The following is a 17,082-nucleotide window of genomic DNA, read 5'->3' as shown; positions in this document are numbered from 1 at the left end:
TCGCGTCCGGCAAAGCTCTCTGCATAAAAGGAAAAGGCTTTCAACGCAAACAGCGTTGAAAGCCTTATTTACTCTGGTGGCCCCCCCGTGAGTCGAACACGGCACCAACGGATTATGAGTCCGCTGCTCTAACCAAGCATGAGCTAGGGGGCCAAAAAATCAGCCGGCGATTTTAACATCTCGCCGGCCAATCCTGACTCACCCTTAAGATCAATTCCCTTCCAGGAAGCTCTTGAGCTTGTCCGAACGCGAAGGATGACGCAGCTTGCGCAATGCCTTGGCTTCGATCTGACGAATACGCTCGCGGGTCACGTCGAACTGCTTGCCCACTTCTTCCAGCGTATGGTCGGTCGACATCTCGATACCGAAACGCATGCGCAGCACCTTGGCTTCGCGCGGGGTCAGGGAATCCAGGATGTCCTTGACCACGTTGCGCATCGACGCATGCAAGGCCGCATCGGCCGGCGCCAGCGTGTTGTTGTCCTCGATGAAGTCGCCCAGATGGGAATCGTCGTCGTCACCGATCGGCGTTTCCATGGAGATCGGTTCCTTGGCGATCTTCATGATCTTGCGGATCTTGTCTTCCGGCATTTCCATCTTGATCGCCAGGGTCGCGGGATCCGGCTCGGCACCGGTTTCCTGCAGGATCTGACGCGAGATGCGGTTCATCTTGTTGATCGTTTCGATCATGTGCACCGGAATACGGATGGTGCGCGCCTGGTCAGCGATCGAACGGGTGATGGCCTGACGGATCCACCAGGTTGCATAGGTCGAGAACTTGTAGCCACGACGATATTCGAACTTGTCCACCGCCTTCATCAGACCGATGTTGCCTTCCTGGATCAGGTCCAGGAACTGCAGGCCACGGTTGGTGTACTTCTTGGCGATCGAGATCACCAGACGCAGGTTGGCCTCGGTCATTTCACGCTTGGCCATGCGCGCCTTCTTCTCGCCGGCGCCCATCTTCTTGTTGATCGCACGCAGGTCCGGCAGCGGCAGTACCACGCGCGCCTGCAGGTCGATCAGTTTCTGCTGCAGTTCCTTGATGGCCGGCACATTGCGGCTCAACACGGCGCTGTAGTCATGGTTGGCGGCGACTTCGCCATCCACCCAGTCCAGGTTCACTTCGTTGCCCGGGAACACCTTGATGAAGTGCGCGCGCGGCATGTTGCACTTGTTGACGGCCACGTCCAGGATCTGGCGTTCCACGGTACGCACTTCGTCCACCTGCGCACGCAGGGTGTCGCACAGCTTCTCGACGATCTTGGCGGTGAAGCGGATGCCCAGCAGCTCGTTGGAAATGATTTCCTGTGCCTTCACGTAAGGCTTGGAGTTGTAACCTTCCTTCTCGAAAGCCTTGCGCATGTTCTCGAACTGGGTGCCGATGACGGCAAACTTGCCCAGCGCGTCGCGCTTCAACTGTTCCAGCTGTTCGGCGGAGAAGCCGGCGGCACCAGAGCCGCTGCTCTCGTTTTCCTCTTCTTCTTCGTCTTCTTCCTCTTCTTCCTCTTCCTCGTCGTCCTCATCGGAGTCGGAAGAGGCCGCCTCGACCTGCTGTTCGCTCTCGTTGGGATCGACCAAGCCGTCGACGATTTCGTCGACCTTGATCTCATCCTTGGAGATGCGGTCAGCCGCAGCCAGGATCTCGGCGATCGTGGTCGGGCAGGCGGAGATGGCCTGGATCATGTCCTTCAGGCCGTCTTCGATGCGCTTGGCGATTTCGATTTCGCCTTCGCGGGTCAGCAGTTCGACCGAACCCATTTCACGCATGTACATGCGTACCGGGTCGGTGGTACGGCCGAAATCGGAATCGACGGTCGACAGTGCAGCTTCAGCTGCGGCTTCGGCGTCATCATCGCTGGCCACGTTGGCCACGTTGTCCGACAGCAGCAGGGTTTCCGCATCAGGAGCGTGCTCGTAGACCGAGATGCCCATGTCGCTGAAGGTGCCGATGATGCCTTCGATGGCTTCCGGATCGACGATGTTTTCCGGCAGGTGGTCGTTGATTTCCGAGAAGGTCAGGAAACCACGTTCCTTGCCCAGCTTGATCAGGGTCTTGAGCTTCTGGCGACGACGCTCCAGCTCTTCTTCGCTGGCTTCGGTGTCGGAAGAGAAAGCGTCCTTCAACAAGGCCTTTTCCTTGGCCTTGCGATCCTTGGCCTTGGCCTTGTCGGCGGCCTTCAGTTCGGTACGCTCGATGGTGTTCAGTGCGGCAACTTCGTCGCTCTCCGGCTGGAATTCCTTGGGCTTGCGGCCACGGCGGCCCGGCACCTTGACGCTCGGCAGCACATAGCCGGACGTGTCGATGGCTGCCAGGGCAGCGGCATCAGTGGTTTGGCTTACGCTCGACGCAGCAGTCGCGCTGACGTCTTTGCCTTCCACCTGTGCGGCTTTGGTGGTCTTGGCGGTCTTGGTTTCGGGTTTCTTGGTGGTCACGGAAGTCTTCGTCGCTTTCACAGAAACCGCTTGTTCGGCGGCTTGAGGTAACTTGTTGGCTGGCGTTGCAGTCGCTTTGGGCGATGCGGCGCGGGCCGGCTTGGCGGCAGTTGTCTGGGCTGCCGTCTTTTTCGGCGTCGCTGCTGCTGCAGTCTTGGCCGTGGGTTTTACGGTGACAGCAGCCTTCGCCGTCCCCTTGACTGGCGATTTGGCGGCTACCGCCTGGGTGGTCTTGGCCGCAGCGGTCGATTTTACCGCCGCTGCCGTCTTGCTGCTCTTTGCCGACGCTGCTGGAGTTTTCGCGGGTTTCTTCATTGCATTTGCCATAGAATCAACTGCCAATTGAGAATTCACTCATTGCGCCAATCAAGTCATGCTAATGATGCAACTCCGGTACCGGTTGCCCGGTAGACTCCGGCTGCACGCGCAACGTTCCTTTTACCGGCGGGCCATCGATCGCGCGCAGCAGGCAGTCATGCCGCTTGCAATCCGGCAGCGATACCGCTGTCTGCCGTCCCTCCTCCCGATGCGCCGGGGTGAAGGCATGTCGCCGCAGGGTGGGGATGCAAGAGCCATCCGGCGGAACTAAAGCCCTCTATTATAGCACAGATGGGGCTCTTTTCCCTGGGATCAAGCCGGGATATTCGGCCATCGACCAGCGATCCGGTGCGTAAAACACGACAATTTGCAGTGCTTTACCGCGTTTTCCACACCAGGCCGATTCCTGCTTCCCTACTCCTGCCCACTCTTCAGATCGGGTCACGCGAACATCACGCAAGACCCTCCCTGCCGATTCTTCTTTCAGCCCCTCCCCGCTTCCACGGGAAAGCCGCCCCTCAACCTGCCGCGACCGCACCGCCGGTCTGGCGCTTGAGCCATTCCTTGCGCTGCATCAGCTCACGATAGCGATTGCGCTCTTCCTCGGTGCGCAGGTTGGAGGCCACCAGCATCTGCATCTCGTCATCGAGCGCGCGGATCCTGGCCTGGCGGATGGCACCGGCCATCTCGGCCCGCACCACATCAAATTCGGATTCCGACTCGGCCGCGATTTCCGCGATCATCGAGTCAAACTCGGGGCCACCCTCGCGCAGGTGCTCCACCAGCGCGGCGAAATTGGCCTGTTCGCCCATGCCCTGGGCCACACCGACCAGGTGCGCCAGCAGTTCAGCCTGATCCGGCGCGATGCGGGCGATGGCTTCCAGCGCGGCGGCATCGAGGTCGGCCGAGAGTTGCGGATGTGCCACCAGCAGCCGCATGATCTGGCGCTCCAGCCCGACCGGGGCGGTGCGCTTGGTGCGCGGCGGGGCGCTGCGTACGCGCGCCACCGGCTTTTCCAGCTCAAACAGCACTTCCAGCTCGGCCGGCGTGGTCTGCGTGGCCTGGGCCACGCTGCGCACGATCTGCAAACGCAGGCCGGATGCCGGCAAGGCCTGCAGCAGCGGCTTGGCAGCAAACTGCGCATGAGCGCGGCCTTCGGGCGTACGCAAGTCGTTCTCGCCGATGATTTCCTTCAGCAGGAACTGCGACAGCGGCATGGCTTCGCGGATCTGCTCTTCAAAGGCCGGCGCGCCCATCTCGCGCACGTAACTGTCAGGGTCGTGTTCCTTGGGCAGGAACAGGAACTTGATGGTCTTGTTGTCCGACGCATGCGGCAGACAGGCCTCCAGCGCGCGGCGGGCGGCGCGGCGGCCGGCGTTGTCGCCGTCGAAGCTGAAGATCACTTCATCGGTCTGGCGCACCAGCTTTTGCACGTGGATGGGCGTACATGCCGTTCCCAATGTGGCCACGGCCTGCGGGAAACCCAGCTGGGCCAGCGCCACCACATCCATGTAGCCTTCGGTGACCAGCACATAACCCGCCTCGCGGATCGCCTGGCGCGCCTCGAACAGGCCATACAGCTCGCTGCCCTTCTGGAACAGCGGCGTTTCGGGCGAGTTCAGGTACTTCGGTTCACCACCGTCCATCACCCGGCCACCAAAGCCGATCACCTGGCCCTTGGTATTGCGGATGGGGAACATGATCCGGCCACGGAAGCGGTCATACCGCTTGCGATGGCCACCACCCTCTTCGCTCTTGTCGATGACGAGGCCGGACTCGACCAGCACTTCGTTCTCGTAATCAGGGAAGACCTGGCGCAGGCTGTCCCATTCGTCCGGCGAATAGCCCAGGCCAAAGCGGGCAGCGACTTCTCCGGTCAGTCCGCGTCCCTTGAGATAGGCAATCGCCGGCTGCGCACTGCGCAACTGATGACGATAGAAATCGTTGGCACGCGTCATCACGTCCGACAGGGCCATGCTCTTGGCCTGCTTTTCCTGGCGCTGTGCCAGGGGGATGTTGTCTTCGCGCTCGGGCACCACCATGCCCACGTTCTGGGCCAGATCCTTCACCGCTTCCACGAATCCCATGCCGGAATACTCGATCAGGAAACTGATCGCCGTACCATGCGCGCCGCAGCCGAAACAGTGATAGAACTGCTTGGTCGGGCTGACGGTGAAGCTGGGGGATTTCTCGTTGTGAAAGGGGCACAGGCCCATGAAGTTGGCGCCGCCCTTCTTCAGTTGCACATAGCGACCGACCACGTCGACGATGTCGACGCGGTTGAGCAGGTCCTGGATGAACGACTGAGGAATCACCTGGGCAGCGGGGCGTTAGGTAACGAGGCGAAGGGGCTGCTTACGAAGCCAGCGCGGCCTTGACCAGGGCGGACACCGCTGTCATGTCGGCACGTCCGGCCAGCTTGGGCTTCAGCACGCCCATCACCTTGCCCATGTCCTGGGGACCGGCAGCACCGGTGGCAGCCACGGCGGCCTGGACTTCAGCCTTGATCTCCTCATCCGACAGGCTGGCCGGCATGTAGGTGGCCAGCACGGCCAGCTCGGCCTTTTCAACGTCAGCCAGGTCCTGGCGGCCGCCGGCTTCGAACTGGGAGATGGAATCCTTGCGCTGCTTGACCATCTTGTCGATGATGGCCAGCACGTGGGCGTCGGTCAGTTCGACGCGCTCATCGACTTCCTTCTGCTTCATCGCGGCGGTCAAGAGGCGGATGGTGCCCAGCTTGCCCATATCCTTGGCGCGCATGGCGGCCTTCATGTCTTCCGTGATCTGCTCTTTCAAACCCATGGGGTACTCCGAAGATGAGGTGGATGAGTATTCTGCGATCTGGCGCCATCCCGCATCCAGTATTCCGGGCAGCAACAAGGCAAGGCCCGGTCTTGGCATCGTAGAACATGGATGGGCTTATCGCCAGCCCGAATTGGTGCTTTCCTTCCTATTTGGGGCTGCCAACAGGAAAAACCAGGCCAGCCAGGCAGCCGGAGAAAACACCTCGACAAATCGGGAATAAATGCGAAAACCCGCTGCGGACCAACACCGGAGCGGGTTTACACATCGGCCGCACGAGTGCGCGGCGAGAAATTCTTAGTACAGCTTCTTCGGCAGCTGTTGGCTGCGGATACGCTTGTAGTGACGCTTCACGGCAGCAGCCAGCTTGCGCTTGCGCTCAGCGGTCGGCTTTTCGTAGAACTCGCGTGCGCGCAGTTCGGTCAGCAGACCGGTCTTCTCGATGGTGCGCTTGAAGCGACGCATTGCAACTTCGAACGGCTCGTTCTCTTTAACGCGAATAGTGGTCATGTAAATTCAAACCAGAAAGGTTAGGTTGGATTAGCAAAGAAAGCGATTGTAGCAGCACTGGCACCCGATTGGAAGGCCAAACGTGGCATTTTTTCCACCACCGTGGTAAAAAACGGATAAGAATCAGGCACTTATCACAGTCAAGATGATCCTTCACCTGAAGTCAAGGGCAAATGAAGGAAAAAGTCCAACACCTGCCTTCCAGGCCTCCCTCACACCGCGGAACCCGCCGCCACGCCTGAGGCCCACGCCCACTGGAAATTGTAGCCGCCGAGCCAGCCGGTCACGTCCGTCGCTTCGCCGATGAAATGCAATCCCGGCACCTTGTTGGCCATCATGGTCTGCTGCGACAGCTCGCGCGTATCGACGCCGCCCAGCGTGACCTCGGCCTTGCGATAGCCTTCCGAGCCACTGGGCAGGATCACCCAATGATTGAGCGAGTCACCCAGCTTCTTGAGCGACTTGTCGGGCATGTCGGCAATGCGCGCGTTGGCATCGAAGCCATTGATCTTGAGCCAGCCTTCGGCCAGGCGGTTGGGCAGCCACTGTCCCAGCAGATTGCCGAGATTCTTCTTCAGCGTGCCCTTGCCGTGGATCAGCAACTGCGCCACATCCAGTTCCGGCAAGAGATTGAGCCGCAGCGGCGTGCCCGGCCTCCAGAAACTGGAAATCTGCAGGATGGCCGGCCCGGACAGCCCGCGATGAGTGAACAGCAGGTCTTCAAGGAAATGCCCGCGCTCCTTCTTCTCGCCGGTCTCCACCGACACCTCCAGCGCGATGCCGGCCAGTTCGGTGAGCGACTGCCAGGCCTTGCCGTCGAAGGTCAGCGGCACCAGGCCGGGACGCGTCTCCACCAGCTTCAGGTCGAACTGGCGCGCGATGCGATAGGCAAAATCGGTGGCCCCGATCTTGGGAATGGACAAGCCGCCGGTCGCAATCACCAGACTGCTGGCCTGGATCTCGCCGGCACTGGTAGCGATGCGGAACTGTTCACCGCTCTTGCCGACCTCCTGCACCGTGCAGGGCATGCGCCAGCTGACGTTGCCCGCCTCGCACTCGGCCTTGAGCATGGCGATGATGTCCTCGGCGGAGTCATCGCAGAAGAGCTGCCCCTTGTGCTTCTCATGGAAACCGATGCGATGGCGCTTGACCAGCCCGATGAAATCCTGCGGCGTATAACGCGACAAGGCGCTGCGGCAGAAATGCGGATTCTGCGAGAGATAGTGCTGCGGGCCCGCCCCCACATTGGTGAAATTGCAGCGGCCACCGCCGGAGATGCGGATCTTCTCGGCCAGCTTGCCGGCATGGTCGATGAGCACCACGCGCCGTCCGCGTTGTCCGGCCACGGCGGCGCACATCATGCCGGCCGCACCGGCGCCGATGATGGCGACATCAAATTGATTGGGATTGTTCTTGCTCATGCTTCCTCCGGCACGCATCTCGGTGCAGCCCGAGGCCGCTTCAAAGCCGTGATTGTCCGCGATCCCGCCCCGAAAACACAAGAGCCAGGAAACAACGCGCGCTCGGGAAGCCACAAAGACCAAGGGCCGGCATCTCGCGATACCGGCCCTTCGCCTTCTTCCTCCCATCATCCCGCGTGCTCTGCAAACACGCGAAATGCCAGGTGCCTCAACTTTGGTGCAACTTTATCCTAACCAGAAATTTATATCATTTATATCGTTTACTGAAAATACGGCGGCGGCTCCACGCCCATCCACAATTCCGAGGACAAGCGCATCATGTCATTGAGCGAGCCCCGCTGCGCAAACATCTGGCGCAGCCAACTGGCGTCGGACAAGCGATCATGCGCGATGCGGCGCAGGCGCGTGATGGTCTGCTGCTCGGCCTCGTTGGCCACATAGGGTTCCAGCAACTGCAATTGCTGCAGCAGGTGTTCATAGATGGGCAGCTTGCGCGATTGCGAAGGCGTCGCGCCGTGCAGGGCCAGCTGGCCGTTGAGCCCGAAGCGGCTGGCCTCGAAACGGTTGAACTGGTACAGCAGATAGAAATCATCGCCGACCACGAACGGCCGCTCAGTGAGGATCCAGCGCGCCAGCAGTTGCGCATACGCGCCCAGGTGCGCCGCATGCTCGATGGTCAGCGGCGTATCGCAGACGCGGATTTCCACGGTGCCGTACTCCGGCTTGGGACGGATATCCCAATAGAAATCCTTCATGCTGGCGATGATGCCCATCTGGTGCAGTTCATCGTAATACGTCTCGAACTCGGCCCATTTGGTATGCACCGGTGCCGTGCCCGACAGCGGGAACGCCCGCACCACGTTGCTGCGCGAGGAATCGAACTTGGTGTCCGCGCCCTGGTAGAAGGGCGACGCCGCCGACAGCGCGATGAAGTGCGGCACGTAACGCGAGAAGCCGTGGGTGAGATACAGCGCATCATCGCCGTTCTCCACACCGATGTGGATGTGCTGGCCGAAGACGGTAAAGGTCTTGGCCAGGTAACCGTATTTCTCGTGCAGGTAATGGAAGCGCTCGCTGGGCGTGATGCGCTGCTCGTTCCAGTGCTGGAAGGGATGCGCGCCACCGCCGGAGACATCGATGTTGAGGTATTGCGCGCCACGGTTCAAGGCGCCGCGCAAGCCCTTCAATTCCTCGATCAGTTCATCCACGCGGGTGTGGATGCCGGAGTTGAGCTCGATCATCCCCTGCGTCATTTCCAGCTTGATCTGCTTTTGCAGGTCACGCGGCTCGATCCAGTTCAGCAGATCGACCGCATCGCTGGCCAGGTTGTAATTGCGGCGGTTGACCAGTTGCAGTTCCAGCTCGATGCCCATGGTGAAGGGCGTGGAGGAACCGAACGGCAGGATGCCGGCGCTGCCCTGCGGACCGGCCACGTGGGCCTGGGTACCGGGGGACTCTTGTTCGTTGCGGATCAGTGTCTCGGTATTCATTCGCGTCCACTCTCTCCAGATTTGATCAGGGCAAACTGGGTTGCCACCGGCCCCAGGAATTCCAGGACCACCATGCTGCCCGCCAGCAGCGGCAAGACATTGGCCGTGGTGTGCGGATACAGCGACGAAACGGTTTGCATCAGGCCCACGCCGACTTCGGTCATGGGCAAGGTGCCCAGCGTGAGCAGGCCGGCCTGGCGCCAGTTCATGCGGGCAAAGCGGGCAAACAGGAACACGCCCAAGCCCATCGCCAGGAAGCGCGCCGCGATCAGGATCAGCACCGAGAAGCCCAGCAGGCTCAAGTCCGACAGCTTCATCGAGGCGCCCACGGTGACGAAGAGCATCACCACGAACAACTCATTGGCGACACCAAACTCCAGCTCCATCAGGTCGAACTGGCGATCCAGGTTCTTGGAGAGGATGGCGAAGATCAGCATGGTCAGCATCACCGGCAGATGCAGCGCATGCGCCACGCCGATGGCCAGTGCGATCACCGAGATCACCAGCACGAACTGCGAGCTGTTCTCGCGGCCCAGCAGGCGCGCCAGCGGCATCATCAGCCAGTAGGTCAGATAGGCCAGGATGGCCGAGCCGACCAGCGAATACAGGGTGTGCTGGATCAGCGTCCAGACGGGCGTACCGGCCTCATGCGCGATCACCGGCAAGAGCGCATAGGCGGCCAGCACGGCCACGAAGTTGTTGAGCGCGGTCATGGCCGCCAGACGGCGCGTGACCTGGCCTTCCGCCTTGAGGTCGCGCAGCACCACCAGCACCACGGCCGGTGCGGTGGCAATGGCCATCACGCCACCCAGGAGCGCCATCACCGAATCGGTACCGAACCAGGTCAGGGCGATGCTGACGAAACCGAAGCACAGCACGGCCGAGACAGCCACCGTGATCATCAGCCATTTTTCGCGGCGCAGCCAGCCGATGTCGACGTAGCGTCCCAACTGGTAGACCACCAGCGCGACGGCAATGTCGGCAAAGATGTTGGTGACCTTGAGGACTTCACCGGAAAGCAGATTGAACCCGCCGGCACCCAAGAGGAAACCGACCAGCAGATAACCCGTGATGCGAGGCACCCATGGGGACTTGGAAACTACGTAGCCCGCGATCAGCCCGAAGAGCAGCAGGCCGCCGAATACCAGCAGGGCATTCCATTGCAGCGTCTGTGCGAGGGTGAACGACGGAAGAGCCCACTCCATATCTCCTCCTGTAACGATGTGGTGTTGAACCGCAGCAGCACACTATCATTCGACGATGACATGCATGTTGCGGATCGCGTAAGCAACATGCCGGGCATGTGCGGCACGAGCAGCCCGACGAGATCGGGCCCGATTTTTCGAAGAAGATTTTTGAAGAAAAAATCTCTCATCAAAAAAACCGGAGCACAGAAGATATCACTCTTGCTCTACGCGATGATCTTTTTTTTACCTACAACGGAAATCTGAATTTCCTGATTTGATATTTATTGAATTTCTGGAAGTTATCCGAAGCGCATTGAGAAGATGAATGTAGTTAGGGGAGCCTCAATGCTCCGTCAGGATGCCGTCAGCGGTAATCAGAGCAGACCTGATTCGTTTGTCAGAAAAGACTGACACGAGCGCACTGCGATAGCGGGCCAGCTGCGCTGCGTAATCGGCACGCTCGCTGTCGAGCAGACGGCGCTTGTAATCGATGACCCAGACTTCGTCGTCGAACATGACCACGCGGTCCAGCCGCATGACGCCAGACGGGGCGACGATCTCCATTTCATTGCGCGCCCAGCGATGCAACGACGGATTGAAGAAGCGCTCCAGTTCCGGCTGTGCCAGCACCACGCGCGCCTGCGCATGCACTACCTGCGCCATCTCCGCAGAGATGCCCAGCCAGCGCACCAGAGCAGGCGGCGATGGCAAGTGCAACGGCCATGCGTTGCCGTGCGTGAGCCGCTCCAGCAGCGCGTGCAGGGCTACGCCTTCATCGATGGCTTCGGTGCTGACCAGCGTGCCATCGGCATCGACCTCGGGCAGCGCATCTTCCTCCTCCTGCGCTGCGCCGAAGAGCGACATCGGTACCGGCTTGGGATCGAACAGCGCCAGCGAGAATTGCTCCTCGATGGCGGCAACATCGGCACCGTGTACCGCTTCCTCGCTGATCTCGCGCACCGGCGCATCGCTGGCGAAGAGACGCTGATACCAGCTGCCATCCACCACCCCGCCCTCGCCCGCCCCGCGATTACCGGCCACGCCCGAGACCAGCAGCAACTGCTTGGCACGCGTGACGGCGACGTACAGCAGGTTCCAGTCTTCCTGGGTCTTCAGGCTTTCTTCTTCCTCGAACAGATCATCCCGCGCACAGCCGCGTTCGCTGCGCCGGCCAAAGGCCGAGAAGTGCGTGGGCGCATCCTGGTCCTGCGGCCAGGCGCAGAGGATGCCGAGATTGTCTTCCACCGAATCGCTGTGATTGGCATCGAGGATGGCCACCACCGGCGCTTCCAGTCCCTTGGCGCTGTGCACGGTGAGAATGCGCACGGCATCGGCGCTGGCATCCACGCTCGCCTCGTCCGGCGCATCGCCACCTGAAGTGCGCTGCAGGACGCGCAAGGCATCGATGAATTTGGGCAAGCTCGGATAGCGCCCGGCATCCATGTTCAGCGACAGCTCCACGAAGGCCGCAATATTGCCCAGGGTCTGGCTGCGCGTGAGCGGCGAGGCATGCTGCGCATAGCGCGCCACCAGTTCGCCCTGATGCAGGATCATGTCCAGCAGGTCATGCACCGGCAGGTGTGGTGCGGCCTGCAGCCAGCGCTGCAGCAGGGTCGCGGCACGCACCAGCGCGGCCGAAGCGCTGCCCTCCTCCTGCATGCCCTGCAGATGCTGCCACCAGTGTCCGCCCTCGGCTTGCGCGACACGGCGCGCGATCTGCACCAGGTCATCATCGGCCGCGCCGATGATCGGGCTCTTGAGGACGTGGGCCAGCGCACGTGTGTCGTTGGGCGTGATGAGGAAAGTCAGCAGCGCAATCAGGTCGGCGATTTCCAGCGATTCGAGCAGGCCGCCGCGCTTGTCGGAAATGAAGGGAATCCCTGCGGCGCGCAAGGCACTCTCATAGGCCGCCAGGTGCGTGCGCTTGCGCACCAGCAGCATGATGTCGCCCCAGCGCATGGGGCGCGTAGCCTTGCCATCGGCCACCGGCACTTCGCGATAAGCTTTGAGCAAAGCCTGCGCCAAAGCCTGCCCTTCCAGCAGGCGGCGCGCATCATCTTCCTCGCCGCGCGGCGTGGTCAGCGGGTTGCGCCAGGGGATGATGTCTTCAGCGTTGTTCGTGGATTCGGGGGAAGCCGGTTCTTCGGGGGTTTCAGGCGAAATGACGTTTTCTGCATCCTCGTCCTGCCGCGCCAGGGGCAGCCGCCAGACCTCGCCCCCCGCAAGGCCCAGCGTGGTCTGCTGCGCGAACAGCGGATTGCCGCCCATGACGAATGAACGATTCAGCACATCGACCACGGCCGAGGCATTGCGGCGCGTCTGGTTGGCGCGCAGGATGGCGGCGCCCTGCACGCGCAGCATCTCGCGCGCGGCCACGAACACGCGCGGCTCGGCGCGGCGGAAGCGATAGATGGATTGCTTGGGATCGCCCACCACGAAGACGCTGGGCTGGGCCGCATCACCACCATAGGCATCGAGCCAGCAGCGCACGATGCACCATTGCAGCGGGTTGGTGTCCTGGAATTCGTCGAGCAGGATGTGCTTGTAACGCGCATCCAGTCGGGTCTGCAGATAGGCGGCGCTGGCCTCGTTGCGCAGCAGGCGGTAGGCCTGCCATTCGAGGTCGGCGAAGTCCAATACGCGCTGTTCGGATTTCACCTCCTGATAGCAGGCCAGGTAGGTGCGGCCAGCGGTGAAGAGGGCGCGGTTGAGTTGCAGGACCGCCTTTTCCTTGCTGCGCCCCTGGAGCTTGCGCAGTGCGTTGCCGATGGCATTGAACTCTTCTTCAAAGGCCGTCAGCGCGGCTTCCTCGCTGCTGCCGAAGTGCTGCACCAGTGCGGCCAGCAGCGACTTGACCTTGCCGTTCTTGCGCGGCTTGTCCTTGTCATCGAAGAACTGGCTGTAGAGGGCGTCGAAGTTTTCCAGCGTGGAACCTGCCGTCAAGGCCGACTCGATGGCCACCGCGCGCGTCTTGTTGGCGCTGCCTCCTTGACCGAGCAGGATCGCGATCTGGCTGGCCCGCGCGACCAGTGCAGCATCGTCCCACAGCGACAGGCGCGCATCGCGCTGCGCATCGGGGCCGCACAGGTCTTCCAGCCAGCGCAGGGGCGATGGCATGTCGGCTGTCTCTTCGCTCTCCTCGCCATCGTCGTCCTGCGTGGCTGCCCACCATTCGGCGCGCTTGTCGATGAAGGCATCAAGCAACTGCCGCGCATTGAAGTCACCCGCCAGTTCATAGAGTTCCAGCAGTGCCGCCTTGACGGGCGCGCCTTCGGGCTCACGCAGTTTCTGCATGAAGCGGCGGTAGGCTTCATCGATCAGCTCGCCGTTCTTTTCGGTCAGGGTATAGCCGTGCGGCACGCCAGAGGCCAAAGGTGCAATCTGCAACAAACGCGCGAACCAGCTGTGAAAAGTGTCGATGGACAAGCTCTGTTCAGAGGAGAGGATGCGCTCGTACAGTCCGCGCGCCACCGGCAGCAAGCGGGGCAGGTCGGGCTCGGCCACACCGCGTTCGCGCAGCAGCGTGGTGGCCTGCGCATCGTCGGCCAGAGCCAGTTCGTGCAGCAGTTCGAGCAGGCGCTCGCGCATTTCCTGCGCGGCCTTGCGGGTGAAGGTGATGGCCAGCAGTTCCGGTGCCTGTGCCCCGGCCAGCAGAAGACGCAACATGCGCGCCACCAGCAGCCAGGTCTTGCCGCTGCCGGCGCAGGCCTCGACCACCACCGAATGGCGCGGATCGCAGGCGGCACGCGTGAAGACGGCGGCGTCGACGGCCTCGCCATTGACCTCATAGGCCGCCGCTTGCTTGTCGGCGGCGCTCACAGCCAGGCTCCCTTGCGGCACAGGCCGCGCATCTCGCAATACTGGCAGACGGATTCGATGCCGTTGGCCGGTAAAGCCGCGCCGTGGGCGACGGCTTGCATGGTGGTAGTGATCTGTTGCTGGAGCATCTTCTGTTGGCGTGCGAAATCGGGGGCGGCGGCGTCGCCGGTTTTCTTGTCAGGGCCCAGTTCGAGGGCGACGTAGTGCGCGTGTTCCACTGCGCCACCGTCCAGCAGGCCATAGAAGGCCAACTGGTGGTCATCCTCTTCCTTGACCTTCTGCCTGAGGCTGGCGGCGGTCCGGGTCTTGTAGTCGAGCACGGCGCGCTCGCCCTCGGCATTGCGGTCGACCCGGTCAAGGCGACCATACAGTTCGATGCCGCCATCCTGCCATTGCAGGGCGTGTGACCGCGACTCTTCGCCGAACGCGAATTGCCAGCCCTCGGCTTCGCGCTCGTTGGCCCACAGCAGATAGGCCGGCATCACCTTCTGCCAGCGCGCATGGAAGGCCAGCGCGGCCGGATGGCGCTGCATCTCGCGCTGGAACACTTCCTCGGAAAGCTGCGCCAGCAAGGACGCGCGGGCTGGCAGCGGGGTGTCGTTGTCGCGCAGATGGGCATGATAGCGGTAAAGAATTTCGTGCAGCCAGCTGCCGTAGTCGCGCTTCTCGGGCATGTCCGAGAGTTCATCCATCACCGCCACGCGCAGCATGCGTTGCGCAAAGAACTGATACGGGCAGGCCAGGAAACTGCCGAAACCGCTGGCCGACAGCGAGGCTGGCAAGAGATCCGGTGCGCTCGGCATCGGCATGGTGGAGAGCACCGCACGCAGTGATTTCATCGGCGGCGGCAGCGTCACGCGCTCCAGTGGCGCGGCACCCTGCTGCGCCAGCTTCAGTTCAAGGCGCTGGATCCACGGGCTCACGGGATTGGGCTCACCATCCTGATGGGTCTGCCAGCACAGCACCACGTCCGGATTCACGCACAGCAATTCGATGAGGTCGCGCAGTTGCTGGCGCTGGCGGGTGGCGCGCGTGGCCAGGTTCAGTTCACGCCGTACGGCATTGGAGAAGAACAGGGTTTCCTGCGGCGGTGAAGGCAAGTGTGCGGCATCCGCACCGATCACCAGCACCGCCTCGAAACGCCGCAGGCGCGCGCCGTTCAGGGGCAGCATCACGACCCGCCGGTCCTTGATGGGCGGCATGAAGGAAGTGGCATCCAGACGCAAATTGAGCAGCGCGCGCCATTCCGCAAAGCTGAAGGTATCGCTCAGCCCGCCCTGCTCGGCGGCGATCTCGTCGAGCATCAGCAGGCATTGCTCGCCCGCGCCATCGGCGTGCAGCGCAGCTTCCATGCCCAGCGCCTGGCACAGGCCGCGCTGCGTCTCGCACCATTGCGCCAGCGTCTTGCGGCCGCCGAAGCGCGCAGCCTGCTTGGCCAGCGTGATGATGCAAGCCAGGTCATCGGCCTGCCCCGCTTCGGCGAAGGCCGATTGCAGCGCCTGCCAGTCGCCGGCGATGTTGGTACGGCGCAGGCGGGCTTCGATGCGCATGACGCGGTCGCTGCGGTCTGCATCCTCAGGGAAGACGAAGGGCGACTTCAGCAGGTCGAGCAACGCATTGGTTTCACCGCGGGCCGAGACCAGGTCATTCCACGCGGCCAGCGCAGCGGCGGCGCGGGTGGTGGAGAGCTTCCAGCCGGTCTCGTCGGCCACGGCCACTTCGGCGCGTTCCAGCAAGGCGCGCAGGCGGCGTGCAGTGACGCGGTCCTGGGCCACGATGGCGATGTCGGTCTTGCCCTGCTGCAGCCAGCGCAGCACGATCTGCGCGCTTTGGATGGCGGCGTTTTCGAGGTCGCCGGCCGGACACAGGCGCGGCAGCGCGATGGGATGCGACGGGGAGACCGCAGCCTGGTCCGCTTCCATCGGCAGACCATCATCGTCGCGCACCAGCTCTTCCCAGGCCGAGAGATACAGCGGATGCAGCGGTGCGATGACCGCGCGGCTCCAGTCCAGCGTGACGATGCGCACCGGCTGGCGCTGGGCGTAGGCAGACAGGAAGGCCGCGTCCAGCGGTTCCGGTTCGGTCGGGCTGACCCACACCAGCGGCAGGCTGGCCTGGTCCGCCAGTGCCAGCATCGCGTCGAAACGTTGCACGATGCGGTCATGGGCATCGAGCTGCGTCTTCCACACCTGCCACACCAGCGCGGCTTCGTCTGAGAGCATGCCGTGCGCCGAAGGAGCCAGCGGCTCCAGCAGTTGCGCCAGGGCCTGGGTCCAGCGGCCTGCCGCTGCCTCTTCATCATCCGCATTGGCGCGGATCTCGGGCAGCAGCGCCAGGGTCAGCTCATCGGACAGGGACAGCAGCGTCTGCGCCAGCGGCAGCAGGTCGGCATTGCGGCGGGCGGAAAACATTTTCTTGAGCCAGCCATGTTCGCGCAATTGCGCATAGAGCTGCATGAGCCGCTCGCTCTCGGAGGGCGGCGCGCTCTCGCCCGGCGGCTGCATCGCCAGCAGGCCGGACAGCGTATTGATGCGCGGGGCGATGTAGGGCCGGCGCAGTTCGCGCGACAGCGCCGCCTTGAAATTCTGGGCGTGGGAAAACGCCGGCACCATCAATTGCACGCCCGAGAAATCCAGCGCCCCTTCCTGTTGTGCCTGCAGCGCCTGCCCCAGCGGCTGACCCTCGCGCAGCAGCGCGCGCACGGCCTGTTGCCAGAAATCGGGAGTGGGCGGGATCGGTACGGTGGCAAGCAGCATGCGTTCTCTGGCGTCAGTGAGGGCTGGTGAGGATAGCGTGTATGGACATGGCCGGGGCGGCACAAGAGCGTCAGCGATCCGCGCAGCCATTGTATTTTTCTCTTGCTCCGACAGATTTTTTCAATCGCACCGGAGCAGACGATGCTGCGCATTGTATGCCAGACGGGCCCCTGCCGGCCTCGCGGGCGCAACGGGCAAAGCCGCGCCGGTGCTCGCGCAGCGCTGCAATGAGGGCGATGAGGACGGGTGACAACAGGCCACGGAGCGAGCGTCCACACTTTCCCTCAAAATGGGTTATGATTGCCCCTGTACCCCGCCGCTTACCTCTGCCGCGCTTCAATTA

Annotated in this window: 10 protein-coding genes and 1 tRNA gene; 1 reads left to right on the top strand and 10 read right to left on the bottom strand. The window is 62.5% G+C overall.

Annotation, left to right across the window (positions count from 1 at the left end):
* Positions 1 to 74 precede the first annotated feature (74 nt).
* Together E2K99_RS04220 and rpoD are read right to left on the bottom strand one after the other, a co-directional pair.
* A tRNA-Ile gene (locus E2K99_RS04220) sits at positions 75 to 153 on the bottom strand.
* A 57-nt stretch (positions 154 to 210) separates the two neighbouring features.
* Positions 211 to 2,436 (bottom strand): RNA polymerase sigma factor RpoD, encoded by a 2,226-nt coding sequence (gene rpoD / locus E2K99_RS04215; protein WP_008325811.1) that lies wholly within the window; start codon positions 2,434 to 2,436, stop codon positions 211 to 213.
* 52 nt (positions 2,437 to 2,488) lie between these two features.
* On the opposite strand from rpoD, the gene E2K99_RS25795 reads away from it, so the two are divergent.
* The gene (locus E2K99_RS25795) at positions 2,489 to 2,782 is read left to right on the top strand and encodes a hypothetical protein (protein WP_227022640.1); all 294 of its coding nucleotides are present in this window, start codon (positions 2,489 to 2,491) and stop codon (positions 2,780 to 2,782) included.
* Positions 2,783 to 3,272: 490 nt separating this feature from the next.
* Here E2K99_RS25795 and dnaG read toward each other — a convergent pair whose 3' ends face one another.
* The 8 genes from dnaG to E2K99_RS04175 all read right to left on the bottom strand — a co-directional run bounded on the left by dnaG (position 3,273) and on the right by E2K99_RS04175 (position 16,739).
* The gene (dnaG, locus tag E2K99_RS04210) at positions 3,273 to 5,069 is read right to left on the bottom strand and encodes a DNA primase (protein ID WP_039790070.1); all 1,797 of its coding nucleotides are present in this window, start codon (positions 5,067 to 5,069) and stop codon (positions 3,273 to 3,275) included.
* Between the two features lie 40 nt (positions 5,070 to 5,109).
* A complete protein-coding gene (locus E2K99_RS04205; RefSeq protein ID WP_134221437.1) occupies positions 5,110 to 5,556 on the bottom strand; it encodes a GatB/YqeY domain-containing protein in 447 nt (148 codons plus the stop codon).
* A 297-nt stretch (positions 5,557 to 5,853) separates the two neighbouring features.
* Positions 5,854 to 6,066, bottom strand: coding sequence for a 30S ribosomal protein S21 (gene rpsU / locus E2K99_RS04200; RefSeq protein WP_006462949.1), 213 nt, complete (start codon positions 6,064 to 6,066; stop codon positions 5,854 to 5,856).
* A gap of 212 nt (positions 6,067 to 6,278) precedes the next feature.
* Positions 6,279 to 7,487 (bottom strand): BaiN/RdsA family NAD(P)/FAD-dependent oxidoreductase, encoded by a 1,209-nt coding sequence (locus tag E2K99_RS04195; RefSeq protein WP_134221436.1) that lies wholly within the window; start codon positions 7,485 to 7,487, stop codon positions 6,279 to 6,281.
* Positions 7,488 to 7,747: 260 nt separating this feature from the next.
* On the bottom strand, positions 7,748 to 8,977 hold the full coding sequence (locus E2K99_RS04190; RefSeq protein WP_039790074.1) for a YbdK family carboxylate-amine ligase: 1,230 nt from the start codon (positions 8,975 to 8,977) through the stop codon (positions 7,748 to 7,750).
* Positions 8,974 to 10,182, bottom strand: a complete 1,209-nt coding sequence (locus E2K99_RS04185) for a cation:proton antiporter (protein ID WP_034331088.1) — start codon at positions 10,180 to 10,182, stop codon at positions 8,974 to 8,976. Before E2K99_RS04185 ends, E2K99_RS04190 begins: the two co-directional genes overlap by 4 nt.
* Before the next feature lie 324 nt (positions 10,183 to 10,506).
* Positions 10,507 to 13,983 (bottom strand): UvrD-helicase domain-containing protein, encoded by a 3,477-nt coding sequence (locus tag E2K99_RS04180; RefSeq protein ID WP_205703751.1) that lies wholly within the window; start codon positions 13,981 to 13,983, stop codon positions 10,507 to 10,509.
* Positions 13,980 to 16,739, bottom strand: coding sequence for a PD-(D/E)XK nuclease family protein (locus E2K99_RS04175; RefSeq protein ID WP_134221434.1), 2,760 nt, complete (start codon positions 16,737 to 16,739; stop codon positions 13,980 to 13,982). The genes E2K99_RS04180 and E2K99_RS04175 overlap by 4 nt, the downstream gene beginning before the upstream one ends.
* Between the last annotated feature and the right edge of the window lie 343 nt (positions 16,740 to 17,082).

This window comes from Herbaspirillum huttiense (genome assembly GCF_004367745.1).
GTDB lineage: Bacteria > Pseudomonadota > Gammaproteobacteria > Burkholderiales > Burkholderiaceae_D > Herbaspirillum > Herbaspirillum huttiense.
This window is presented reverse-complemented; position numbering and strand designations above follow the sequence as displayed.